A 23839-nucleotide genomic window follows, 5' to 3' on the forward strand; every position below is an offset into this window, starting at 1 on the left:
GTAGCGGCCAGCACCCCCCGAGGGGAATTTTCGCCACATCGGACAGGTCATCCGCCGGAGGTGTCCGATTCGGCGTCCGCACTGGGGAGGGCGCAGTCATACGGATCGTCCAACCAGCCCTCCGGCAGGACCACCCGGTTGTTGCCACTGGTCCGCCCGCGCGGGCCGTCCGCACCGGCCGGCCAGAGCTGGGACTGCTCCACCAGGGAGAGGGTTTCGGCCAACTCGGCCAGCGAGGAGGAGTTGGCGAGCCTCACCCGCAGCTCGGAGCCGACCGAGAAGCCCTTGGTGTACCAGGCGACGTGCTTGCGGAAGTCGATCACGCCGCGGGTCTCGTCGCCCAGCCACTCACCGAGCAGCTGCGCGTGCCGCACCATCGCCCGCGCCACGTCGGCGAAGGCCGGGCGGGCGTAGTCCACCTCGCCCTCGAAGATCGAGACCAGGTCCTTGAACAGCCACGGCCGGCCCAGGCAGCCGCGCCCGACCACCACGCCGTCGCAGCCGGTCTCGCGCATCATCCGCACCGCGTCGGGCGCCGACCAGATGTCCCCGTTGCCGAGCACCGGGATGTGCGCCGGGACGGACTCTCGCAGCCGGGCGATCGCCGACCAGTCGGCGGTGCCGCCGTAGTGCTGGGCGGCGGTGCGCCCGTGCAGGGCGATCGCGGCCACGCCCTCCTCGGCGCCGATCCGGCCGGCGTCCAGGAAGGTGAGGTGGTCGTCGTCGATGCCCTTGCGCATCTTCATGGTGACCGGGAGGTCCCCCGCGTTGGCCACCGCCTCGCGCAGGATCCCGCGCAGCAGGTTGCGCTTGTACGGCAGCGCCGAGCCGCCGCCCTTGCGGGTGACCTTCGGGACGGGGCAGCCGAAGTTGAGGTCGATGTGGTCGGCCAGGTCCTCCTCGGCGATCATCCGGGCGGCCTTGCCCACGGTCACCGGGTCCACGCCGTACAGCTGGATCGAGCGCGGCTTCTCGGTCGGGTCGAACTTGATCAGCTGCATGGTCTTGGCGTTGCGCTCGACCAGGGCCCGGGTGGTGATCATCTCGGAGACGTACAGCCCCTTCCCGCCGCTCTGCTCGCGGCAGAGGGTGCGGAAGGGGGCGTTGGTGATGCCGGCCATCGGTGCCAGCACGACGGGCGGCCACACCTGCATCGGGCCGATGGTCAGCGGCGCGAACTCGGCGGTGGTCGCGGTGGGTGCGGACGGGACTGTCATGCGCGGCTGACCTCGGGGACGGGGGGGTCGGGACTCTTCATTGTCCCCCACCCGGGCGGGCGCCCTCCCGGGCCCGTGGCCGGGCCGTCCGCCGCTCAGTTCCCGGCGGCGTCGATGCTCACCACACCGGAGCCCACCGAGACCCGGACGCTGTTGGGGCTGGAGGAGTCGGCCAGGGTCGGGTCGATGTGGCGGCTGCCCGAGCCGATGTCCCCGGTGAAGTTGTAGTGCGCGTCACGCGGCAGGGTCAGCTCCAGCGAACCGGACCTGGTGCTCACGTCCACCGACCGCGGCGCCGCGGAGAACTCCAGCTCGACCGACCCCGAGGCGACACTCACCTCCGCCCGCGCGGAGCTCAGCCCCTTCGCCTGGACCATCCCGGAGGTGGTGCTCGCGTACACCTGGCCGGAGAGCCCGGTCAGGTGTATCGCGCCGGAGGTCAGGCTCAGCCGGACGTCCCCGCGGAGGTCCGCGATCTCCACGCTGCCCGAGGTCCCCTCGCCGGCCACCGAGGCCGCGGCCGGCACCTCCAGGTCGATCATCGCGCCGCAGCCGAGGTCCGCCATCGGCAGCACCTGGTTGCAGCGCATCCGGACGGTGAGCACGGTGCCCTCGAAACTGGTCGAGACGACCGGCGCGCGCACCATCCAGTCCAGGTTCTGGTGCACCACCACCCGGCCCTCGGGACCGGGCCTGATCCGGACCGCCGCGCTGCCGGTGTCCAGCTGCACCTTCGTCACCGCGACGTCGTACGAGCGCTCCGACACCGTCCGCTGCTGCACCACCATCGCCCAGGTCTGCACGACGCCGAACGCCATGACGAGCGCCAGCGCCAGCGTTCCGGTGACCTGCCAGCCACGACGTTCCCGCACGGCTACCCGACCTCCAGGAAGCGCAGCACCGCGAGCACCCGGCGGTGGCTGTCGTCGGCCGGCGGCAGGTCCAGCTTGGTGAAGATCGAGTTGATGTGCTTGGCCACCGCGCTGTCGCTGACCACCAGGGCGGCGGCGATCGCGGCGTTCGACCGGCCCTCCGCCATCAGCCCGAGCACGTCCCGCTCGCGCGGGGTCAGCCGCTCCAGCGGGTCGCGGTGGCGGCGCAGCAGCAGCTGGGCGACCACCTCCGGGTCCAGCGCGGTCCCGCCCTCGGCGACCCGCTGCAGGGCGTCCACGAAATCGTCCACATTGGCCACCCGCTGCTTGAGCAGATAGCCGACCCCGCTGGTGTTGGTGGCCAGCAGATCGGCGGCGTAGCGCTCCTCGACGAACTGGGAGAGCAGCAGGACCGCCACCTCGGGCCACTGCCGGCGGATCATCAGCGCGGCCCGGACGCCCTCGTCGGTGAAACCGGGCGGCATCCGGACGTCCGCCACCACCACCCGGGGCCGGTGCTCCTCGACCGCGGCGAGCAGCGCCTCGGCGTCCCCCACCGCGGCGGCGACCTCGAAGCCCACCGCCTCCAGGACCTTGACCAGGCCGACCCTCAGCAGGACCGAGTCCTCGGCGATCACAGCGCGCACGGCAACTCCACGGTGATGGTGGTGGGGCCCCCGAGGGGGCTGAGAACGGACAGCGTGCCGTCGACCGAGGCGGTGCGCTTGCGCAGACCGGTCAGCCCGGTACCGCGCGAAGGGTCCGCACCGCCCACACCGTCGTCCCTGATGACCAGCCGCAGCCGGCCGCCGACCGTCCGGACCGAGAGGTCGACCCGGGACGCGCGGGCGTGCTTGGCCACATTGGCCAGCGCCTCGGAGACGGTGAAGTAGGCGACCGCCTCGACGGTCGGGGCGATCCGCTCGGCGAGGTCGACGTCGAGCCGCACCGGCAGCGGGGCCCGGGCCGCGATACCGGACAGCGCCGCGTCCAGACCGCGGTCCTCCAGGACGGCCGGGTGCAGGCCGCGGACCAGGTCGCGCAGCTCGTCGATGGCCGCCTGGGCCTCCTCGTGCGCGTCGATGATCACCTGCATGGCCTCGGGCGGGACGTCCTTGAGGGTCCGCCGGGCCAGCCCCAGGTTCATCGCGAGCGAGGTGAGCCGCTGCTGGGCGCCGTCGTGCAGGTCACGCTCGATCCGGCGGCGCTCGGCGTCCGCGGCGTCCACCACACCGGCCCGGCTCTCGGCGATCTCCTCGACCCGGCGCTCCAGGGTCTCCGCCAGGCCCGGCCCGAGCAGCCGGCGGGCCGTGCGCTCCTCCAGCCACGCCAGCAGGGCCGTCGCCCCGGGCAGCACGGCCAGCAGCGCCACGCCGCCGAAGGTGACCGGGATGTTCAGGGTGAGCCACTCCGTCCGCACCGGGCTGGAGTGCGGCATGAGCCAGGCCCAGCCGTAGACGGTGGCCATCACCAGACCGGCGCCCCACGCGTACAGCAGCGCCACCGCGCCGATCGCGAGCACCGGGCCGACGAGGAGGTGGTAGCCGACCTGACGCCAGTTCACGCCGGTCCGCAGCCGGAGCAGCAGGCCGGACGGGGCGTCGGCCGGCCGCAGCAGCAGGGGCACCTCGACCCCGCGCAGGGTGCGCAGGCGACCGCGCTGAACGGCCGTCAGCGGGCGGAGACAGGCCAGGAGCAGGAGGACCACCGGCACGAACAGCTTGGACTGGGTGAAGGCCATCCAGACCGGCAGTGCCATCGGGATGCCCGCGGCGGTGAAACGGGTGTCGCGCCAGACGTCCGCCGACCACGGAGGCCGACCGGCGCCCCTGGCGAGCGCTCGGCGCAGCGTGGTGGAGGGCATGGCCGACAGCGTAGAGCGTGATCATCGGCCGCTGCCATGAAGGGGTGTACAGGCCGGGGGTGCAGCTGGGTACACCCCCGGTCGGGAGCGGCGCACTACCGACACCGGGCGTGGTGCGCGGAAGGCTTGACGGCATGACGAGCACCGCATCGCACTCCGCCGCCCCGCCGCCCGGGCGGCCCGGACCGGCAGACGGGACGGCAGACGGGACGGCACACGGCCGGGCCTCGGTGCCCGGCCCGGCGGCGTCCGGCGCCGGCTCCGCCGCGACCTCCTGGGCGGCCTCCTGGGCGGCTGGGGACGGCGACGGGCGGCTGCCCGTCGGGCCGCGCGGCCCGTGGTCGGTGCGCACCGTCCGGGCCGGACGGGGCCGGGCCGCCCTGGAGGTGTACGAGCACGGCGAGTTGGTGGATGTCCTGGTCGCCGCGCGGCTCACCTCGCAGCTGTTGTGCGCGGCCCGGCGCTGCGTGGCCGACGACGCGGACCCGGGCTCGGGCGGGAACGGGCGGCGGGCCCATGGCATCGCCTGGGGCCGGCTGCCGCAGGACGGCACGGCGCCCACCGTGGGGTTCACCGCCGGACGGCTGCGGTGGCTGGGCCGCCCGGCCCGGATCACCGCGGCCGGACATGTCGTCGCGGTGGCCGGGGAGTTCTGGCTGGCCTGGGCTGAGGGCTCGTTCGACGGCGTCCTGGTGGAGCATTCGGGCGAGGGCGTGCGCGAGCGGCGGCCGCTGAAGCGGATCCGCCGCCACGCCACCCGCGTCGGTACCGGCACGACCGCCGACACCGGCACGGCCGATGACGTGACCGACGGTGTGAACGGCGGCGTGACCGGTGGTGCCGCATGAGCACCGCCGTTCTGACCGCCCGCCCCGCCGCGCTGCCGGCCCGCGCGGAGAAGGTGCCCGCCCTGGCCGCGCTGGCGCTGCTGCCCTGGCTGGCGGTGCTGGCCGTCTGTCACGAGACCGCCTGGGTCGTCCTCGATCTGCTGGAGCTGTCCGCCCTGCTCCGGCTGGACGCGCTGCTGCGCCGCCGCAGCCCGGCCGCGCTCCGGCCCGCCGTCGCGGTGGCGCTGCTGCTCGCCGCCGACGCCCTCGCCGACATCGGCACCGCCGAATCGGGTCTGCCGCTGCTCGCCGCCCTGGTGATGGCCTGCTGCGTCGAACTGCCGCTGGCCGCCCTCTGCCTGGTGCTCGGCCGCGCCGCCGCCGCGCGCGCCGCCGGTTGCTCCACCGCCGGTCGCGCCGCTCAGAGCCGAGTCGGCAGCCGGTTCATCAGCTCACGGGTCTCCTCGTCCCTGGGGGTGTAGGCGATCAGCCGCGGTCCCTGACGCGGGCCCAGCCAGAAGCTGGTGTAGTCGCAGCGCAGCAGACCGACGCCCGGGACGTGAAAGCGCTTGAGCCCGTTGCCCGGCCGCTGGACGTCGTGCCGCTGCCAGGCCGCCTCGAAGTCCGGCGAGGCCTTGCGCAGCCGGCAGAGCAGCGCCTTCCAGGCCGGTTCGGCACTGTGGTCGGCCATCGCCGAGCGGAACCGGGCCACCATCAGCTCGCGTTCGCTCTCGTGGTCCACGAGGACCTCGCGGAAGCGCGAGGGCGTGAACGCCAGCCAGAGCAGGTTGCGGTCCTCGTACGGCAGTGCGTCGAGGTCGCCGACGATCCCGGTGTACTGCGGGTTGTACGCCAGCACGTCGTAGCGGGAGTTGACGACCCCCGCCGGGTACGGCGCCATCCGGTCCAGCACCAGCCGGACGCTCGGGGTGATCGTCGGGCACTCCACCACCGGTGCCGGGTCCTCCGCCGCGGCGAGGGTGAACAGGTGGGCGCGCTCGCTCGGGTCGAGCAGCAGCGCGCGGGCCACCGCGTCCAGCACCTGGGTGGAGACCTGGATGTCACGCCCCTGCTCAAGCCACGTGTACCAGGTGACCCCGACCGCGGCGAGCTGCGCCACCTCCTCGCGGCGCAGCCCCGGCGTCCGGCGCCGGCCGGTCATCGGCAGGCCCACCTGGTCGGGCGCGATCCGCTCGCGGCGGCTGCGCAGGAAGGCGGCCAGCTCGTGCCGCCGGGCCTCGGCGGGCGCGAGGGGGGTGTGGGCGGCGCTCGCGACGGGAGCGGTGGCGGCGGTGGTCAGGCTCATCACCCCAGCATGCGCCACCCGGGAGCCTGTTGCCAGGTACTTCTTATACCCGGATAAGCACACTCTGGTACCAGGGTGTGGTGGCCTGGATGGTAGGACCCGTGACCCAACAACTCGCCGTCGCCAAGACCACCGTCACCGTTCCACCCCGACCCGCCGGAGCGGCCGCCACCACCCCCGGCACCGCTTCCGGCGGTACCGCCGCGCTCGGCACCGCCGGGCTGGTCACCGTCCTGCTCGGGGCGTTCCTGCCGATGCTGGACTTCTTCATCGTCAACGTCGCCCTGCCCACCATCGACCACGACCTGGCCGCCGGGCCCGCCGTCCTGGAACTGGTCGCCGCCGGGTACGGCGTCGCCTTCGCCGTCCTGCTGGTGCTCGGCGGCCGGCTCGGCGACATCTTCGGCCGCCGCCGGCTGTTCGTCGTCGGCGCCGTCGCCTTCGCCCTGACCTCGCTCGCCTGCGGACTCGCCCCCGGCGCGTGGAGCCTGGTCGCCGCCCGCGCCGCGCAGGGCGCCTCGGCGGCCCTGCTGATCCCCCAGGTGCTCGGCACCATCACCGCCGCCACCCACGGCGCCCGGCGCGGCCGCGCGCTCAGCGTCTACGGCGCGGTGGCCGGCATCTCGGTGGTGATCGGGCAGGTGCTCGGCGGCATGCTGGTCGCCGCCGACCTGTTCGGCACCGGCTGGCGCTCGGTCTTCCTGCTGAACGTCCCGTTCGCGCTGCTCGCCGTCGTCCTCGCGGTCCGCTACGTCCCGGAGAGCCGCGCCCCGAGGGCCGCCCGGGTGGACGTCCCCGGCACCGTCCTGCTCGCCGCCGCGCTGGTCTCGCTGCTGGTCCCGCTGATGGAGGGGCGCGCGGCCGGCTGGCCGCTCTGGTCCTGGCTGCTGCTCGCGCTCTTCCCGGTGTTCACCGCCGCCTTCGCGGTCGTCGAGCGCCGCACCGAACTGCGCGGCGGCACCCCGCTGGTGCCGCCGTCCCTGCTGCGGATCCCCGAGATGCGACGCGGGCTCGGTATCGCGCTCCCCTACTTCGCCGGCTTCGGCGGCTTCATGTTCGTGGTGGCGGTCGCCCTCCAGCAGGGCCTGCACCTCGGCCCGGTGGCGGCCGGCTGGGCGCTCGTCCCGATGGCCGTCGGCTACTTCGGGGCCTCGCTCGCCGGCCCCCGCCTGATCGGCCGCTTCGGCAGCCGGGTGCTCACCGCGGGCGCCGTCGTCCAGGCCGTCGGCCTGGCCACGCTGGCCCTCACCGTCCTGGCCGACTGGCAGCACTTCTCGCCGCTGCGGATGGCCCCCGGCGTCGCGCTCGCCGGCATCGGCCAGGGTCTGATCGGCACCCCGCTGTTCCGCGTCGTTCTCTCCAAGGTCCCCGCCGACCGCGCCGGCGTCGGCAGCGGTGTCCTCGCCACCAGCCAGCAGTCCAGCCTCGCCCTCGGCGTCGCCACCCTCGGCACCCTCTACCTGGCGCTCTCCCCGGCCCTGGGCATGGACCGCGCCCTCGCCCTGGTCCTCGGCATCCAGCTGCTCGGCTCCTTCACCATCCTCTACCTCACCACCCGCCTGCCCCGCTCCATCGGCTGACCGGCCGCCGGGCCTCAGGTTCCGGACGGCCCCGGCCGTGAACGTGCCCGGGTGACCCAGCGGTAGGCGAGGTGGACCGCGAGGCCCAGCAGCGTCATGACGACCGACGCGATCAGCGCGACCACGTCGAGCGCGTTCCGGACCAGCGAGTCCCGGACGCCGATGCTCGACTCGAGGGCGGCGGTGCCGGTGTGCCGGGGGTCGTACACCACGGCCACGGTGTCACGTACTCGGGCGGTCCCGGTGACATAGGCCAGTCGGGTCTCGACGGACGTCCCGTCGGACGCCGTGAACCGCACCCGGCAGTCGGAGTTTCCTGCGGGGTTGTCCTCCGGCCCGCTCACCGCGGTGCATTCGGTGACGACCGCCCGGGTGTGGACGCCGCGGCTCCGCAGGACCGACGTCACGCCCATGTCGTGCGGTATCAGGTAGACGACGCCGAGGACGAACAGCAGGACCCCCAGGGCGATCATCGCCAGAGAGCCGTTCCGCACCGTCCGGCCATGGTCCGGCAGGCTCTCCATCGTTCCCCCTGGTGTCGGCGCGGCGGCCCACGCGCGCTCACGCTAGCCGCGCCCGCGGACAGCGTGAAGGTCAGGGCGGTGCAGCCCAGTTCAGCCCTGGTCGGCGGCACGCCAATACCCAACGGTCACTCGGGCGGAGGGCGAATCCGTCACGCCATCTGGCCCTGGGGTCTGAGGTCGCGCCCTGCTCCCCATCCATGCGTGGGGAGCAGGGCGTCGGCCGCGTACTCGAACCAGACCACCTTGCCCGCACCTGACGGGTGCCAGCCCCAGCCGTGCGCCAGCCCCGCCACAAGCAGCAGACCGCGACCGCCGGTCGGATCCGTCTCGTCCTGCCGGTCGCGGAGCTCCGAACACAGGTCGGCGACCTCCACCCGGAGCCGGCCGTCGCTCCACCGGAGGGTCACCGTGCAGCGTTCCCCCGTGTGCTCCACGGCGTTGGCGATCACCTCGTCCGCACACAGCTCCACCTCCCGCAGCGCCTCGTCCGAGAACGGGACTCCCCACACCCTGGCCACCTCCACCACCAGCCTGCGCGCCGACGACACGGCAGCCGCATCCGGAGCGACACCCCACTCCGAAAGGACCGGGAACCGCGCGGTATTGAGCGGACTGATCACTACGAACACCCTTCGTCGGAGCCGGGCTGCCCGGCCGCCCTCAGGAACCGCGGCACTGCCGCCCCGGCCACCTTCACCGAGTCCGACAACAAACCCTTGATGACATTCAGTGAATGCCCGATCACGCTCGTGGGACCATCGGGCATGCGGTGCTCGCATACGGATATGCGTGAGGCGCATTCGAATGCATGGTTGGGCCGGTCGAAACTCGTAGTGTGGAGTGGGCTGTTGAACTGGAATTCGACAGCGCTCCGGGACGCGTCCCGGGCGCGGAACCACGGCAAGATCATCGAGCTGGCCAGGACGCACCATCGCATGACACAGCTCCAGCTGGGCGAGGCGTGCGGGCTCTCCCAGTCGGCAATCTCCCGCCTGGAAAAGCGCGGCAGCAGTCCGTACACCATGGATGTGCTCATCCGCGTATCGGCGCACCTCGGAATCCCAGCGGCCTTGCTCGGCCTCGCCGACACGGGCGTGCGGGCCGGAAACGGGACTGAACACGTGGAACGACGGCAATTCCTCGGAGGGGTCGCAGCGATGGCTGCGACCCCTGTACTCGCAGCCATACCAGAGCTGCCCGACGAGTCCGGGCAACAGGCTGCGGCACTCCGGCTCGGCACGACCTCGTACCGCCGCCTGGACGGATCGACCCCCTCGCGGGAACTGTCCGGTGCGGTGCACTCCCATATGCGGCTGATTCAGGGGCTGGTGGGTTCAGCCCCGACCCCCGGCCATCGGACGAAGCTCGCCGCCGTCGCCAGCGAGGCAGCCGGCCTTGCCGCATGGCTGGCCTGGGACATGGGCGACAACGGATCGGCGCGCTCGTTCTACGGGTCCGCCGTCAAGGCTGCCCGATCGGCAGGGGATCCCCTCCTGGCCGCCTACCAGGCCGGCAGCCTTGCGCAGTTCGAAGCCCACGCGGGCAATGCCGCACAAGCACTCGGCCTCGCAGCCGCGGCGCGCCGGTTCCTGGGGCCGACTCGTCCTGCGATCGCCGATGCGTGGTTGTCTTCGGTCGAGGCTCTTGGGCACGCCGCCAGGGGCGACCAGCGCAGCGCCGACCGCGCACTGACACGGAGCCGGGCTGCGGCGGAGACCCACACCCGCGATGAACCGCCGCCCTGGCCCTGGGTGTTCGCGTTCGACGAAGCCAAGGTCGCCTCGTTCAGGGTGACCTGTGGCGCCAAGCTCGGTCTTCCGGAATGGGCCGTCACCGCTGATGCGGCCGCTCTCGCCACCGGCCATGCGAAGCAGCGCGCGCTGCTGGTCCTGGACATCGCCGCGGGGCACCTTGCGGCGGGAAGGATTGAAGCGGCCTTTGCGCTCGCTTCACGGGCCATGGACACCGGGCTCCACTACCGTTCGGGGCGAATCGTCGAACGAGCCCGCGCTCTGCGACGTTCGCTCACCACCTCCTCACCGCCCAAGGTCGTGAGGGACTTCGACGAGCATCTGCACGGCGTGTATCTGTAGGGATCTCCAGGGAGGGGACGCGATGCGTATCGGGATCACCGGGCACCGGGGGCTGACGGCCGAGATCGAGCAGCAGGTCCGACGGCTGCTGGAGAACGCCGTCCGGGACCAGGACCCGGCCGGGCTGACCGTCGTGTCGTGTATCGCCGACGGGCCGGACAGCTGGCTCGCCGGGACCGTCCTCGAGCGCGGCGGACGGCTCGAGGTCGTGATCCCGGCCGAGGAGTACCGGAACAGCCTGCCCGTGTGGCACCACCCGGTCTACGACCGGCTGCTGCGCGGCGCCTCGGCCGTCCACCGCACCGGCATGGTGCCGTCCGACGAGGCCGCCCACATGGCCGGGAGTGAGCTGGTGGTCGGCCTGGCGGAGCGACTCCTCGCTGTCTGGGACGGCCTGCCGGCCCGGGGCTACGGCGGGACGGCCGACGTGGTGGCATACGCGGAACGGCGCGGAGTGCCGGTTCAGGTGCTCTGGCCGCACGGGGCGGCCAGGTAGCCGCACGTCGACGGAAGTCCTCCACGCATGGTACGAGGAGGAGGATCGCTGGTCCTCCTCCTCGCAGGGGCCTTCGTCAGGGGTCAGTGGTCGCGGTGCCGGTCGGCGTCGCGGCGTTGGAGCCAGGCGGCGGACCAGTTCGTCCCGGTTATCAGGGCGGCGGCGAAGAACATCCACCAGACCAGGCGGCCGACCTCCGGCTGGTCGGCGTCGATCAGGCTCGCGGCCGCGAACGCGACGCCCCCGGAGAGCGTGAAGGTCAGGGCGGTGCAGCCCAGTTCAGCCCTGGTCGGCAGCTTCCCGCCGCTCATCGGGACGTCCCTTCCGGAGAAGTCCGACGAGGACGGTGCGCGCGCGGGCGGGAGGTGCCCCCATCACGCCACCTGCCACAGGGGCCGGAGGTCCTCCCCCGCACCCCACCCGTGTGCGGGGCGCGGGGAGCCGTCCGGCTCGCGATCGGCCGCGTACTCGAACCAGACCACCTTGCCCGCACCGGACGGGTGCCAGCCCCAGCCGTGCGCCAGCCCCGCCACCAGCAGCAGACCGCGACCGCCGGTCGGATCCGTCTCGTCCTGGCGGTCGCGAAGCTCCGAACACAGGTCGGCGACCTCCACCCGGAGCCGGCCGTCGCTCCACCGGAGGGTCACCGTGCAGCGGCCGCCGGTGTGCTCCACGGCGTTGGCGATCACCTCGTCCGCGCACAGCTCCACCTCCCGTAGCGCCTCGTCCGAGAGGGGGGCGTCCCAGGCCCGGACGACCTCCACCACCCGCCTCCGCGCCGACGGCACCGCGGCCGCGTCCGGCGCGACCTCCCAGGCGTACGGCACCGGGAACCTCGCGGTGTTGAGTGGACTGCGCGTGATCACTGCTTCTCCATCCGATGGTGAGCCTGTGTCCGCCGGCCGAGGCCCGGGACTCGTCTGCCGCGTCAGCACCCGGCCCCCGCCCACCACGATCGTGCGAACACAGCCGCGTCACCCGGGAGCCTGACATTGATTCAACGCGGGTACAGAGCCTGAGAGAACCGGCGATGCTGGTGCCCGCGTTGAACCGGTTGAACGAAGAACGGGGGTCGCGATGGCGCAACGACCGCGCACACCGAACACCGAACTCGCCTCGCTCATGCACGAGGCGACCTGGGGGAACGACCAGCTCGCGCGGGCGGTGAACCGCGTCGGGAACGAGGCGGGCCTCCATCTGACCTACGACAAGTCGTCCGTCTCACACTGGCTTTCGGGAGCCCGGCCGCGTGCCGAGGTCCAGGAGGTGATCCGGGAGACGCTGTCGCGCAGGCTCGGCCGCCCGGTGACGCCCGAGGAGACCGGCCTCGGTGACGCCGCCCAGCCCAGCGGCAGGAAGGGCGTCCTGTCCGAGCTGATGTCGATCGGCCGGGCCGACATGGACCCGTCCCGCCGGGGCGTCCTCGCCGCCGGGCTGTACTCGGTCGCGTTGACGCTGCCGGGCTTCGACGGCGCGGCCGAACCGGTCGACCGCGCGGCGGCGGGCCGCACCGTCCGCATCGGCCAGGGCGAGGTCGAGACCGTCCGGGCGGTGACCGAACGGATCGCCGGCATCCTCGACGAGCTCGGCGCGGCCCACGCCCGGCCGATGGCGGCGGCGTTCCTGGTCAACTCGGTCGGGCCCTGGCTCCAGGCGTCCGGCAGTGACCGGGTGAAGGCCGACCTGCTCGCGGCCGCGGCCGATCTCACCTATCTCACCGGGTGGATGGCGATGTACGAGACCGCGCACGGGCTCGGCCAGCAGTACTACGTCCAGGCCCTCAGGCTCGCCCGCGAGGCCCAGGACCATGTGACCTACTGCCGCACCCTGCGCGGCATGGCCCTCCAGGCCGCCAACCTCGGCTACGGCTCGAAGGCCCTGGAGTTCGCCGACTCGGCCGCCCAGGCGGCCCCCGTCGCGGGCCCGCGCCTGCGGGCCTTCCTGACCGGTCAGCAGGCACACGGCGCGGCCATGGTGAAGGACCGCAGACAGGCCTTCGCCCGGCTGGCGGAGACCGAGACGGCGCTCTCCAGGGCCGACGGCCGCAACGACGCCGTCGGCGGCTACGACCAGTCCTCCTACCACTTCCACGTCGCACACGTCCTGTACGAACTCGGCGACCTCCCCGGGGCCATCAGAGAACTCCAGTTCTCCAACCGGGCCCGGCCCGCCAACGGGAAACAGGGCCGGGTCCACGCCAACGGGCTGCTCGCGCGGCGCCAGATGGAGCTCGGCCACATCGAGGCCGCCTGCGCGACCTGGGACACCTTCCTGGACGACTACGTGACGATCAGCTCGGTCCGCGGCGACGAGCACTTCCGCGCCCTCGACGCCGCTCTCCCCGCCCACCTGGGCAACCGGACGGTGCGCCAGCTCCACCAGCGCACCGGCGAGGTGGCCCGGCAGAAGGCGGCCTGACCGGTGGCCTCTCACTCCTGGAAACAGAACGACGGCGGGGCGTCGAGTTGGCCGGTCCGGCGGCGCTCTCCAGGCAAAGAAAGTCGATATGCCAATCATGCAAAACGATCTATGCTGACCGGGTTCACGAACTCTCTCCGTGATCTCCGCTTGAGAAGCAGGTTTGCTTGATGAAGTTGCCCAAGGTGTCCGCAGTCCTCGCTGCGGCTGCGCTGGCGCCCACCGTCCTGTTCCCGTCGATGGCCTCCGCTGCCGAGCAGCCGAAGCCCACCGGTGTCTCCGGTCCGGACACGGCGTCCGACGCCGCGGCGGACCACGACTCGGCCCAGGAGGCGCAGGACCGCGCCGAGGTGCAGCGGATCCTGGCCGACAAGGAGTCGGGGCCCGGCGTTCGCGAAGCCGCCCAGAAGGCACTCGACGGCACCGCCGCCGACCTCCGCCACTTCCTGGAGGTCGAACTGCCGAATCGGCGCGAGCACGACGACCGGGTGAAGGTCGCCCAGATCCTCAGCGCCGGCGGCCCCGCCGTCCAGAAGGCCGCCAACGCCGCGTTCGGCGGCACCCACGAGGACATCCTCAAGTTCCTCAAGGAGGGCCAGTACACCGCCCGCGCCGAGGACGACGACCGCGCCGAGGTGCAGCGGATCCTGGCCGACAAGGAGTCGGGACGCGGCGTTCGCGAAGCCGCCCAGAAGGCACTCGACGGCACCGCCGCCGACCTCCGCCACTTCCTGGAGGTCGAACTGGCGGAGCAGCGCCAGATCGACAACCGGGTGAAGGTCGCCCAGATCCTCAGCACCGGCGGCCCCGCCGTCCAGAAGGCAGCTCGCGCCGCACTCAACGGCACCTACGAGGACATCCTCAAGTTCCTCAAGGAGGGCCAGTACACGGCCCGCGCCGAGGACGACCGCGCCGAGGTGCAGCGGATCCTCGCCGACAAGGCGTCCGGACCCGGCGTTCGCGAAGCCGCCCAGAAGGCACTCGACGGCACCGCCGCCGACCTCCGCCACTTCCTGGAGGTCGAACTGGCGAAGCAGCGCGAGGACGACGACCGCGTGGAGGTCAGCAAGCTCATGAGCTCCGGCGGCCCCGCCGTCAAGAAGGCCGCCAACGCCGCACTCGACGGCACCTACGCCGACATCCTCAAGTTCCTCAAGGAGGGCCAGTACACGGCCCGCGCCGAGGACGAGGCCAACGCGGCGGCCGCCGCCAAGCCCACCCCGCCGGCCCAGACCCAGAACACCGGTACCGGGCAGGACCAGTCGACCGGCCAGGCCGTCCAGGCCGCCAACGTCGTGAGCACCACGGGCTCGGTGTCGGCTCCGGTCACCACCACCGGCACCACGGCCGCGACGTCCGGCCAGCTCGCCGCCACCGGCGTGGACGACGGGCTCGGCTGGGAGGCCGGCGGCGCCGCCGCGGCCGTCGCCGCGGGTGCGGCCCTGGTCGCCGCCTCCCGCCGTCGTCGCTCCGCCGAGAGCTGACGGCGACGCCTGCTCCGCTCCCAGCACGACCTGGTGCCCCGGCCGTTCGGCCGGGGCACCCTGCTTTGGGCGCCCGGCCGGTCCGACCGGTCGGCTACCCGGTGGCTGCCACGCCGTCGAGGCGCAGCCCGACGAGATCACCAGGTGCGCAGGGTCGGACAAGCCCGGCGCCCTACCGTGCATGAGCGGACGTCGGATCGCCGGCATCGATCAAATCGCCGTCAGCCACCGGTCGTGAGGGATACCGCCCTCGACCACAGCGGCCGCCCGACCGTCGCGTCCGACGGCCCCGGGTAAACCGCTGGTGCCTCCAGAACCCTTCATGTCAGGATGACGATATGACGAAGACCGAGATGGGGGACCCCTCCGGGACACGCAGCCGGGCCGAGCTGGCGGCGCTGGTCGCGGCCGGCGCCGAGCCGAAGTGGCTGCTGTTCTGGGGGCATCGGGCACAACGGGACGGGTCCGTCGGGGCGGGCGCGCTGAGTCAGTGGTGGCCGGGCGGGTTCACCGTGGACGGGGTGACCTACCCGACCGCCGAGCACTGGATGATGGCGGGGAAGGCCCGGATGTTCGAGGACGAGGCGATCGTGCCGAGGATCCTGGCCGCCCGCACGCCCGCCGAGGCGAAGAAGCTGGGGCGGCTGGTCAAGGGGTTCGACGAAGCCGCCTGGGTGGCCGGGCGGTTCGAGCTGGTGGTGGCGGGCAACGTCGCCAAGTTCGGGCAGGACGAGGCGCTCTGCGCGTATCTCCTCAGCACCCGGAAGCGGGTCCTGGTGGAGGCCAGCCCGGTGGACCGGGTCTGGGGCATCGGGCTCGCGGCGGACGACGAGCGGGCGCAGCGGCCGGCGGAGTGGCGCGGGGAGAACCTGCTCGGCTTCGCCCTGATGGAGGCCCGGGCCCGACTGGCGCGATGAGCGGGATCGCACCCGTGCTGGACGGCACGGTCCTGGTCTCGGTCGGCGCGGGACTGGCCGCCGCACCAAGGGTGTTGAGGCGAAAGGGGCGGCCCGGGCGTGGGGGCTTCGGGCCGGAGGCGGCGCTGGCCGTCGTGGTCGCCCTGATCTACCTCAACCAGGTGCTGTTCGCCGTGTACGTCCAGCGGGCGCACGGCGGGGACACCTCGTTCGTCGCCCGCCATCTGCCGCCGGGGTGGTTCGCCGTACCGCGCGGCAACCCGGTGATCGACTGGCTGGCGGCGCACACGCCCGCGTCGGAACTGCTCGCGCCGTCCGTGCTGCGGGTGCAGGCCTTCCTCGAACTTCCGTTGGTGCTGCTGGCGTTCCTCACCGTGCTGCGCCGACTGGACCGGGGGCTGTACCGCAGGGTGGCCCGCTCGCCCCTCCCGGCGCTGGCGGCCGCGTCGTACACGGTGGCGTTCTGCGCGGTCGAATGGGACTTGCGCAACCCGTACACGGTGGACGACATCGCGCTCAGGGCGGTCTCGGCGGTCGTCACCCCGATCGCCCTCGCCGGGATCGCGGCGCGCGACGGGAAGGCGGAGGAACGGCCGGTCACCGCACGCGGGTTGCTCGTCTTCACGGTCGAGCTGTGGGCCATCGGCCACCTGATGCTGGTCCTGTACGACACCGCGCTGCTCTACAACCTGGCGCGGCTGGGCGAGCGGCTGCCGGGGGCGGCGTTCGCCCTGGCCGTGCTGGTCGCCACGGGGTACGCGGCGGGGCGTTCGCCCGGGGGCCCGGCCGGACCGGCTGTGACGGCGGTCGGCGACGCACTGCGCGACGGGCTCACGCTGTTCCTCGTCCCCGCGCTCGCGATCCGGTACGCCGGGAGCTTCGGCACCCCGGAACTCGCCGCGGCCGCCGGGGGCGTGGTCCTCCTGGGTGCGGCGGCCGGTCTCCTGCGGCGGCACGGCCCGCGCGTCCTGCTCCGGCTGGTGCCCGCCGCCGCGGCCGGGGCGGTGGCCGGCGGCCTCGCCGTCCGGTGGGCGGTCGACCCCTACTACGAGGCGGCCCTCCTCCGGGGCGCGACCGCCGCGCTCCTCGTCACGATCGCCGTCTGTGCGCTCCTGGACGCCAGTCGCAAACCAGTGGACGCACTGCCGTAACGCGGCGGCCGCATACCGACGCCAGGATGACCCCCAGTCAGGGTCCAGATGACAAGGCGGGGCGACCATGCGGATTCGGCGGACGACAGAACCCACGGCTGCGGCCCAGGACGGGGAGGACGAGCAACAGGCGATCGAACTCCGCTCCGAACTGGACGAGTTGCTACGGGCGAGACAGTACGCCGGTCAGCGCGAACGGCGGCTGACCGAGGCGGTCCGGGCCGTCCCGGAGCGGCAGTACCCGGACCCGGAGCTGCTGCGGCAGCTCGCCCAGGCCCGGACGTTGCGCGAGGGGCTCGGCGCGCGGTGCCTGGAACTGAGCGAGCAGCTCCAGGCGCTGGAGGACCGGCTGCGGCAACCCGCCCCCAGGCAACCCGCCCCCGGCCAGTCCGTTCCCCGGCAATCCGTTCCCGGGCAATCCGTTCCCGGGCAATCCGACACCCCGCTGCCCGGCCCGCAGCGACCAGACCCGCAGCGACCGGAGCAGCACCCCGGCCCCCGGCACTCCATGCCCCGGCAGCCCATGCCTCGGCAGCCCATGGGGGCGCGCTTCGACGACGCGCACGCTCCCGCCACACCACCAGCGCCACCATCGGCACCGATCCCGCCGACACCGCCACCCCCGCCCGAGCCGCCCCGCCGCCGCTCCCCCGCCGAACTCACCGCCCTCGCCGAGCGGATCACCGCCCTGCACCGCCGGGGCGCCACCGAGGAGTCGGCCGACCTGGTCGCCCAGGCCGCCGTCCTGCTGCCCCCGCCCGACACCACCCGGCTGGCCGGGCTGCTCGCCCGGGGCGGCCCGCCCGGCGCCTCCGTCCGGCTGGCCCGCGGCGCCGCCCGGGGCACCCCGGAGCAGGCCGTCGGCACCCTCGCCGAGCTGCGCCGGGCCGGGCTGGCCGAGGAGGCGGCCGAGCTGTTCCACGCCCTCTGGTCCTACCCGGCCGACGCCCTGCCCGCCCTGCTGGCCGCGCTGGAGCGCGCCGGGCAGCTCGCCGACGGCGCCACCCTGCTCTGGGAGTGGGGCTCCGCTCCCACCGCCGAGGTCGCCGCGCTGGCCGCCGCGCTGCAGGGGTCCGGCCGGTCCGCCGACGCCCGCACCCTGCTCCGCCAGGCCGCCGGCCGGCCCACCGCCGACCTCGCCGCGCTGGCGGTCTCGCTGGCCGGCCCCCTGCCCGCCGTCCTGCTGCGCGAGCTCGCGGCGGCGCGCCCGCCGGGCGAACTGGTCCGGCTCGCGGCCGCGCTGGACGGCCGCCCGGAGCTGTACGGCGAGCTGCTGGCCGCCCTGACCGCCGATGTGGACCGCCACCGGACCACCCTCGCCGCGCTCCGCACGGCCGGTCTGCCCACCACCCCCGCCGAACCGCGGCGCTTCCGCTGGGGCCGCCGCCACGGCTGAGCCCGCGGGGCCAGGCCGCCGCACGAGGAAGCCCCCGTCCGCCCGAGGGCGAACGGGGGCTCCCGGAGCCGACGGTCGTCAGCAGCCGATCAGGCGGGCGGCCAGGTAGGACTTCACCTGGTCGAGCGAGACGCGCTCCTGCGACATGGTGTCGCGCTCGCGCACGGTCACCGCGTTGTCCTCAAGGGTGTCGAAGTCGACGGTGACGCAGAACGGCGTGCCGATCTCGTCCTGGCGGCGGTAGCGCTTGCCGATCGCGCCCGCGTCGTCGAACTCGACGTTCCACGCGGTGCGCAGGTCGGCGGCCAGGCCGCGGGCCTTCGGCGAGAGGTCGGCGTTGCGCGACAGCGGCAGCACGGCCACCTTGACCGGGGCCAGCCGCGGGTCGAGCCGCATGCCGACGCGCTTCTCCAGGACGCCCTTGGCGTTCGGCGCCTCGTCCTCGAAGTAGGCGTCGAGCAGGAAGGCCAGCATGGCGCGGTTGAGGCCCGCCGCCGGCTCGATGACGTACGGGAAGTACCGCTCGCCGGACTCCTGGTCGAAGTACTTCAGGTCCTGGCCGGAGGCCTCGCTGTGCACCCGCAGGTCGTAGTCGGTGCGGTTGGCGAGGCCCTCCAGCTCGGAGAACTCCTGGCCGCCGAAGTTGAAGCGGTACTCGATGTCCACCGTGCGCTTGGCGTAGTGGGAGAGCTTCTCCTTCGGGTGCTCGAAGAAGCGCATGTTCTCGGTCCGCAGGCCGAGGTCGACGTACCAGTCCCAGCGCTGCTGGAGCCAGTACTCGTGCCACTGCTCGTCCTCGCCCGGCTTGACGAAGAACTCCATCTCCATCTGCTCGAACTCGCGGGTGCGGAAGATGAAGTTGCCGGGGGTGATCTCGTTGCGGAAGCTCTTGCCGGTCTGGGCGATGCCGAACGGCGGCTTCTTGCGCGAGGTGGTCTGGACGGCCTTGAAGTTGGTGAAGATGCCCTGGGCCGTCTCCGGGCGCAGGTACGCCAGGCTGCCGGCCTCCTCGGTGACGCCGAGGTGGGTCTTCAGCATGCCCGAGAACTCCTTGGGCTCGGTGAAGGAGCCCTTGGTGCCGCAGTCGGGGCAGTTGATGTCCTTGAGGCCGTTGGCCGGCAGGTGGCCGTGCTTGGCCTCGTACTTCTCCTCCAGGTGGTCGGCCCGGTGGCGCTTGTGGCAGGAGAGGCACTCGGTCAGCGGGTCGTTGAAGGTGGCGACGTGGCCGGATGCCTCCCAGACCTCACGGGCGAGGATCACCGAGGAGTCGAGTCCGACGACGTCCTCCCGAGCCTGGACCATCGCGCGCCACCACTGGCGCTTGATGTTCTCCTTCAGCTCGACACCCAGCGGTCCGTAGTCCCAGGCGGCACGCGTGCCGCCATAGATCTCGCTGCAGGGGTAGACGAAGCCACGGCGCTTGCTCAGGCTGACGATCGTCTCGATCTTGTCGGCGGCCACAGTGCTCTCTTCAGTACGACGGCACGGTCAGGGCACGGCTGGTTGCGCGTACCCGAATACCTCAGGTTACCGGCCGAACGGGTACCGGGTTCAACTCGGTATCGCCGTCCCGACCAGCGGCGCGCCGCGTCCGGCGGCCCGGGCGCTACGCCGCCCGAGTGAGTTGACAATCATTTCCACTGAAGATGAGAATGGTTGTCATGATGATCCGACGACATGCCCGCGGCTCCATAGCCCTGACCGCCACCGCCCTCTCCGCCACCCTCCTGCTCACGGCCTGTGGCGGAAGCAGCAGCGCCAAGGGGACGGACGGCAAGCTGGATGTCGTCGCCTCCTTCTACCCGATGGAGTTCCTCGCCGCGCAGATCGGCGGCGAGCACGTCAAGGTCACCGATCTGACCGCGGCCGGCGTCGAGCCGCACGACCTGGAGCTCACCGCCAAGCAGGTCGGCGCCGTCCAGAAGGCCGACGCGATCGTCTACCTCAAGGGCCTCCAGCCCACCGTGGACCAGGCCGTCGACCAGTCCAAGGCCAAGCACGTGGTCGACGCCACCGCCGCCGCCCCGCTGGTCGACCACCACCTCGACGAGGACACCGAGGAGGCCGACGGCCACCACCACGAGGGCCCGGCCGGGGATCCGCACATCTGGCTCGACCCGACCCGCTACGCGGCGGTCGCCAAGAGCGTCGGCGCCGAGTTCGCCAAGGCCGACCCGGCGCACGCGGCCGACTACCAGAAGAACACCGACGAGCTGGTCGGCAGGCTGACCACCCTGGACCAGGAGTTCCGGGACGGCCTGAAGGACGCGAAGACCAGGACCTTCGTCACCAGCCACGCCGCCTTCGGCTACCTCGCCGAGCACTACGGCCTCACCCAGGTCGCCATCAACGGCGTGGACCCGGAGTCCGAGCCCACCCCGGCCCGGCTGGCCGAGGTGCAGAAGGCCGCCGGGGAGAACGGCGTCACCACGATCTTCTTCGAGACCCTGGTCAGCCCCAAGCTCGCCGAGACGGTGGCGAAGGACCTCGGACTCAAGACCGCCGTCCTGGACCCGCTGGAGGGCGTCAAGGACCCCTCGAAGGACGACTACCTGACGGTGATGCGGCAGAACCTCGCCAACCTGCGGGCCGCGCTCGGCACCACCACCGGCTGACGGGACGACAGCACGCCATGAACGACCCGATACCCCCGGCCGTCCGCCTCCGCGACGCCGTCGCCTCGCGCGGCGGCCGGCCCGTACTGCGCGGCATCGACCTCACGGTGCGGCCCGGCGAGGTGGTCGCCCTGCTCGGCGCCAACGGCTCCGGCAAGTCCACCACCGTCAAGACCGTGATCGGCTCCGTCCCGCTGGAGCGCGGCGACCTGGAGCTGTTCGGCACCCCGTTCGCCAGGTTCCGCGCCTGGCACCGGATCGGCTACGTGCCGCAGCGCACCACCGCCGCCTCCGGCGTCCCCGCCACCGTGCGCGAGGTGGTCTCCACCGGACGGCTGCCGCAGCACCGGCTGCTGCCGTTCCGCCGCCGGGACCGCGAGGCGGTGGACCGCGCGCTCACCGCCGTCGGCATGCTGGACCGGGCCGGCGACGGCGTCGCCGACCTCTCCGGCGGCCAGCAGCAGCGGGTGCTGATCGCCCGCGCCCTGGTCGGCACCCCCGACCTGCTGATCATGGACGAGCCGATGGCCGGGGTGGACGCCGCCAGCCAGCAGGTGCTCGCCGAGACGCTGCGCGCCGAGGTCGGCCGCGGCGCCGCCGTCCTGCTGGTCCTGCACGAACTCGGGCCGCTGGAGCCGCTTATCGACCGCGCGGTGGTGCTGCGCGACGGCTGCGTCGCACACGACGGCCCGCCGGTCCCGAACACCGGGCTGCACGCCCTGCCCGGCCACGACCACGTCCACCCGCACGCCGACCACACCCCGCCGAGGCTGCTCGCATGACCGAGATGCTCTCCTACGACTTCATGCAGCGCGCCCTGCTCGCCGCCGTCCTGGTCGGTGTCACCGCGCCCGCCGTCGGCATCTACCTGGTGCAGCGGCGGCAGGCGCTGATGGGTGACGGCATGGGCCACGTCGCGATGACCGGTGTCGGCCTCGGCTTCATCTTCCAGACCAGCCCGGTCTGGATGGCCGTGCTGGTCTGCGTGCTCGGCGCCGTCACCATGGAGCTGGTCCGCTCGCGCGGCAACCAGCGCGGCGACATCGCCCTGGCGATGCTCTTCTACGGCGGCATGGCCTGCGGCAAGCTGCTGGTCTCGATGTCCGCCCAGGCCGGCGCCGGCAGCCTGGAGAGCTACCTCTGGGGCTCCATCCTGACCGTCGCCCCCGCCGACCTCGCCACCATCGCGGCGCTCGGCGCCGTGGTCATCGCCGTCACCGTGGGCCTGCGCCGCCAGCTCTTCGCGATCTGCCAGGACGAGGACTTCGCGCGGGTGACCGGCCTCCCGGTGCGCTTCCTCAACCTGCTGCTCGCGGTGATGGCCGCGGTCACCGTCACCGTCGCCATGCGCGTGGTCGGGCTGCTGCTGGTCAGCGCCCTGATGGTGGTGCCGGTGGTGGCCGCCCAGCAGCTCACCCGCTCGTTCGCCGCCACCCAGGCCGCCTCGATCGGGCTCGGCGTGGTGGTCGCCCTGGCCGGCGTCACCGGCTCCTACCAGCTGGACGTCCCCTCGGGTCCGGCCATCGTGCTGCTCGCCATCGCGGTGTTCGCGGTGTTCAGCGTGATCGCCGCCCCGCTCGCCCGCCGCCGGCACCGGACCGCCGCCGACCGCGGACCGGAGGTCTGCGACGTCCAACTGCCCGGGCCCGGTACGTCCGACGCGACCAGTCCTGACCGGGGGGCGGGGCTGGCACAATGAGGTGTTCGACGCCCACACCCCCAGGAGGACCCACGGTGACCACCGCAGGCCCGTCGCCGCGCGCCCGATCGACCCGGCAGCGTGCCGCCGTCTCGGCGGCCCTGGACGAGATCGAGGATTTCCGCAGCGCGCAGGAGCTCCACGACATGCTGAAGCACCGCGGTGACTCGGTCGGTCTGACCACGGTCTACCGCACCCTCCAGTCGCTCGCCGACGCGGGCGAGGTGGACGTGCTGCGCACCGCGGACGGCGAGGCGGTCTACCGGCGGTGCAGCAGCGGGCACCACCACCACCTGGTCTGCCGGCAGTGCGGCGCGACCGTCGAGGTCGAGGGGCCGGCCGTGGAGCGCTGGGCCAACTCGGTCGCCGCGGAGCACGGTTTCAGCGACATCGCGCACACCCTGGAGATCTTCGGCACCTGCTCGGAGTGCGCCAAGAAGATCTGATCCGCACCACGCCGAAGGGCCCGTGGGACACGTCCCACGGGCCCTTCGGCGTACCGCGTCAGCGCTGGGCGGGCAGCCCGGCGGCCGTCTCGTCGGCCGTCTCGTCGGCCGTTCCGTCGGCCGGGAGCTCGTTGGGCTGCGCGCCGCCGAAGCGGCGGTCGCGCATCGCGTACTGCTCGCAGGCCCGCCAGAGGTCGCGGCGGTCGAAGTCCGGCCAGAGCACGTCCTGGAACACGAACTCGGCGTACGCGGACTGCCAGAGCAGGAAGTTGGAGGTGCGCTGCTCGCCGCTGGGGCGCAGGAAGAGGTCCACGTCCGGCATGTCCGAGTGGTACATGTACTTGGCGAGGGTCTTCTCGTTGACCTTCTTCGGGTCCAGCTTCCCGGCCGCGACATCGGCCGCGATGGCCGCCGCGGCATCCGCGATCTCGGCCCGGCCGCCGTAGTTGACGCACATGTAGAGCGTCACGGCGTCGTTGTCCTTGGTCTGCTCCTCGGCGACCTGGAGCTCCTGGACGACGCTCTTCCACAGCTTGGGCATCCGGCCGGCCCAGCGGACCCGGACGCCCATCGCGTCCATCTCGTCGCGGCGGCGGTGGATGACGTCCCGGTTGAAGTTCATCAGGAACTTCACCTCGTCGGGCGAGCGCTTCCAGTTCTCGGTGGAGAACGCGTACAGCGAGATGTTCTTCACGCCCAGCTCGATCGCGCCCTTGAGCACGTCCAGCACCACGGACTCGCCGACCTTGTGGCCCTCGGTGCGCGGCAGCCCGCGCTCCTTGGCCCAGCGGCCGTTGCCGTCCATCACGATGGCGACGTGGCCCGGGACCAGCTCACCGGGGATCTTGGGGGGCTGGGCTCCACTGGGATGCGGGGTCGGGGGGAGGTAGTCCCTCTGCTTGCCGCCGCCGAAGAGCCGTCGCGCTGCCATGTG

Annotated in this window: 25 protein-coding genes; 14 read left to right on the plus strand and 11 right to left on the minus strand. The window is 72.9% G+C overall.

Translation table 11 applies throughout. The features are described from left to right. Nucleotides 1-47: 47 nt before the first annotated feature. The 4 genes from dusB to AB0P06_RS12530 all read right to left on the minus strand — a co-directional run bounded on the left by dusB (nt 48) and on the right by AB0P06_RS12530 (nt 3953). A complete protein-coding gene (gene dusB / locus AB0P06_RS12515; RefSeq protein WP_363607189.1) occupies nt 48-1217 on the minus strand; it encodes a tRNA dihydrouridine synthase DusB in 1170 nt (389 codons plus the stop codon). Nucleotides 1218-1312: 95 nt separating this feature from the next. Continuing rightward, a complete protein-coding gene (locus tag AB0P06_RS12520; RefSeq protein WP_363607191.1) occupies nt 1313-2089 on the minus strand; it encodes a DUF4097 family beta strand repeat-containing protein in 777 nt (258 codons plus the stop codon). Nucleotides 2090-2091: 2 nt separating this feature from the next. Further along, nucleotides 2092-2736, minus strand: coding sequence for a response regulator transcription factor (locus tag AB0P06_RS12525; RefSeq protein ID WP_363607192.1), 645 nt, complete (start codon nt 2734-2736; stop codon nt 2092-2094). Beyond that, nucleotides 2724-3953, minus strand: coding sequence for a sensor histidine kinase (locus tag AB0P06_RS12530; RefSeq protein WP_363607193.1), 1230 nt, complete (start codon nt 3951-3953; stop codon nt 2724-2726). Before AB0P06_RS12530 ends, AB0P06_RS12525 begins: the two co-directional genes overlap by 13 nt. A 134-nt stretch (nt 3954-4087) precedes the next feature. On the opposite strand from AB0P06_RS12530, the gene AB0P06_RS12535 reads away from it, so the two are divergent. Both AB0P06_RS12535 and AB0P06_RS12540 read left to right on the plus strand, forming a co-directional pair. Then, nucleotides 4088-4801, plus strand: coding sequence for a hypothetical protein (locus AB0P06_RS12535; RefSeq protein ID WP_363607195.1), 714 nt, complete (start codon nt 4088-4090; stop codon nt 4799-4801). Further along, nucleotides 4798-5262: a hypothetical protein gene (locus AB0P06_RS12540; RefSeq protein ID WP_363607196.1), complete on the plus strand. Its 465-nt coding sequence runs from the start codon at nt 4798-4800 to the stop codon at nt 5260-5262. Before AB0P06_RS12535 ends, AB0P06_RS12540 begins: the two co-directional genes overlap by 4 nt. Here the strand turns inward: AB0P06_RS12540 and AB0P06_RS12545 are convergent. Continuing rightward, nucleotides 5202-6086, minus strand: coding sequence for a helix-turn-helix transcriptional regulator (locus AB0P06_RS12545; protein WP_363607197.1), 885 nt, complete (start codon nt 6084-6086; stop codon nt 5202-5204). The two genes, AB0P06_RS12540 and AB0P06_RS12545, sit on opposite strands and share 61 nt — an antisense overlap. Nucleotides 6087-6175: 89 nt before the next feature. Here AB0P06_RS12545 and AB0P06_RS12550 point away from each other — a divergent pair, with 89 nt between their 5' ends. Continuing rightward, on the plus strand, nt 6176-7666 hold the full coding sequence (locus AB0P06_RS12550) for an MFS transporter (RefSeq protein ID WP_363607198.1): 1491 nt from the start codon (nt 6176-6178) through the stop codon (nt 7664-7666). Between the two features lie 14 nt (nt 7667-7680). Here AB0P06_RS12550 and AB0P06_RS12555 read toward each other — a convergent pair whose 3' ends face one another. Both AB0P06_RS12555 and AB0P06_RS12560 read right to left on the minus strand, forming a co-directional pair. Further along, nucleotides 7681-8190 carry a DUF3592 domain-containing protein gene (locus AB0P06_RS12555; protein ID WP_363607199.1) on the minus strand — a complete coding sequence of 170 codons (510 nt, stop codon included), beginning with the start codon at nt 8188-8190 and terminating at the stop codon, nt 7681-7683. A 149-nt stretch (nt 8191-8339) separates the two neighbouring features. Beyond that, nucleotides 8340-9122 carry an ATP-binding protein gene (locus tag AB0P06_RS12560; RefSeq protein WP_363607200.1) on the minus strand — a complete coding sequence of 261 codons (783 nt, stop codon included), beginning with the start codon at nt 9120-9122 and terminating at the stop codon, nt 8340-8342. Between AB0P06_RS12560 and AB0P06_RS12565 the strand changes: the two genes are divergently transcribed. Further along, nucleotides 9039-10283 (plus strand): helix-turn-helix transcriptional regulator, encoded by a 1245-nt coding sequence (locus AB0P06_RS12565; protein ID WP_363607202.1) that lies wholly within the window; start codon nt 9039-9041, stop codon nt 10281-10283. The two genes, AB0P06_RS12560 and AB0P06_RS12565, sit on opposite strands and share 84 nt — an antisense overlap. Nucleotides 10284-10305: 22 nt before the next feature. Next, entirely contained in the window at nt 10306-10779 is a 474-nt protein-coding gene (locus tag AB0P06_RS12570) for a hypothetical protein (RefSeq protein ID WP_363607203.1), read from the plus strand. 83 nt (nt 10780-10862) lie between these two features. Here AB0P06_RS12570 and AB0P06_RS12575 read toward each other — a convergent pair whose 3' ends face one another. After that, on the minus strand, nt 10863-11090 hold the full coding sequence (locus AB0P06_RS12575) for a hypothetical protein (RefSeq protein WP_363607204.1): 228 nt from the start codon (nt 11088-11090) through the stop codon (nt 10863-10865). 63 nt (nt 11091-11153) lie between these two features. Then, nucleotides 11154-11645 (minus strand): ATP-binding protein, encoded by a 492-nt coding sequence (locus tag AB0P06_RS12580; RefSeq protein ID WP_363607205.1) that lies wholly within the window; start codon nt 11643-11645, stop codon nt 11154-11156. Nucleotides 11646-11856: 211 nt separating this feature from the next. Here AB0P06_RS12580 and AB0P06_RS12585 point away from each other — a divergent pair, with 211 nt between their 5' ends. The 5 genes from AB0P06_RS12585 (at nt 11857) to AB0P06_RS12605 (ending at nt 18145) form a co-directional block, all read left to right on the plus strand. Continuing rightward, on the plus strand, nt 11857-13197 hold the full coding sequence (locus AB0P06_RS12585) for a hypothetical protein (protein ID WP_363607207.1): 1341 nt from the start codon (nt 11857-11859) through the stop codon (nt 13195-13197). Between the two features lie 170 nt (nt 13198-13367). Further along, complete coding sequence (locus AB0P06_RS12590; RefSeq protein ID WP_363607209.1) at nt 13368-14681, plus strand: ALF repeat-containing protein; 1314 nt, start codon at nt 13368-13370, stop codon at nt 14679-14681. Between the two features lie 338 nt (nt 14682-15019). Then, a complete protein-coding gene (locus tag AB0P06_RS12595) occupies nt 15020-15598 on the plus strand; it encodes an NADAR family protein (RefSeq protein WP_363607210.1) in 579 nt (192 codons plus the stop codon). After that, complete coding sequence (locus AB0P06_RS12600; RefSeq protein WP_363607212.1) at nt 15595-16749, plus strand: hypothetical protein; 1155 nt, start codon at nt 15595-15597, stop codon at nt 16747-16749. The genes AB0P06_RS12595 and AB0P06_RS12600 overlap by 4 nt, the downstream gene beginning before the upstream one ends. 67 nt (nt 16750-16816) lie before the next feature. Beyond that, entirely contained in the window at nt 16817-18145 is a 1329-nt protein-coding gene (locus tag AB0P06_RS12605; RefSeq protein WP_363607214.1) for a hypothetical protein, read from the plus strand. 78 nt (nt 18146-18223) lie between these two features. On the opposite strand, the gene AB0P06_RS12610 is transcribed toward AB0P06_RS12605, so the two are convergent. Beyond that, nucleotides 18224-19606: a glycine--tRNA ligase gene (locus AB0P06_RS12610; protein ID WP_363607215.1), complete on the minus strand. Its 1383-nt coding sequence runs from the start codon at nt 19604-19606 to the stop codon at nt 18224-18226. Nucleotides 19607-19806: 200 nt separating this feature from the next. Here AB0P06_RS12610 and AB0P06_RS12615 point away from each other — a divergent pair, with 200 nt between their 5' ends. The 4 genes from AB0P06_RS12615 to AB0P06_RS12630 are packed head-to-tail and all read left to right on the plus strand — an operon-like array spanning nt 19807 to nt 22905. Continuing rightward, on the plus strand, nt 19807-20760 hold the full coding sequence (locus AB0P06_RS12615) for a metal ABC transporter substrate-binding protein (protein ID WP_363607217.1): 954 nt from the start codon (nt 19807-19809) through the stop codon (nt 20758-20760). 17 nt (nt 20761-20777) lie between these two features. After that, nucleotides 20778-21542, plus strand: coding sequence for a metal ABC transporter ATP-binding protein (locus tag AB0P06_RS12620; protein ID WP_363607219.1), 765 nt, complete (start codon nt 20778-20780; stop codon nt 21540-21542). Beyond that, nucleotides 21539-22459, plus strand: coding sequence for a metal ABC transporter permease (locus AB0P06_RS12625; RefSeq protein WP_363607220.1), 921 nt, complete (start codon nt 21539-21541; stop codon nt 22457-22459). Before AB0P06_RS12620 ends, AB0P06_RS12625 begins: the two co-directional genes overlap by 4 nt. A 35-nt stretch (nt 22460-22494) precedes the next feature. Then, nucleotides 22495-22905, plus strand: coding sequence for a Fur family transcriptional regulator (locus tag AB0P06_RS12630; RefSeq protein WP_363607222.1), 411 nt, complete (start codon nt 22495-22497; stop codon nt 22903-22905). A 58-nt stretch (nt 22906-22963) separates the two neighbouring features. Here the strand turns inward: AB0P06_RS12630 and AB0P06_RS12635 are convergent, their stop codons facing one another. Beyond that, the gene (locus AB0P06_RS12635; protein ID WP_363607223.1) at nt 22964-23836 is read right to left on the minus strand and encodes an isoprenyl transferase; all 873 of its coding nucleotides are present in this window, start codon (nt 23834-23836) and stop codon (nt 22964-22966) included. Nucleotides 23837-23839 lie beyond the last annotated feature (3 nt).

Source organism: Kitasatospora sp. NPDC088351, assembly GCF_040685575.1.
GTDB lineage: Bacteria > Actinomycetota > Actinomycetes > Streptomycetales > Streptomycetaceae > Kitasatospora.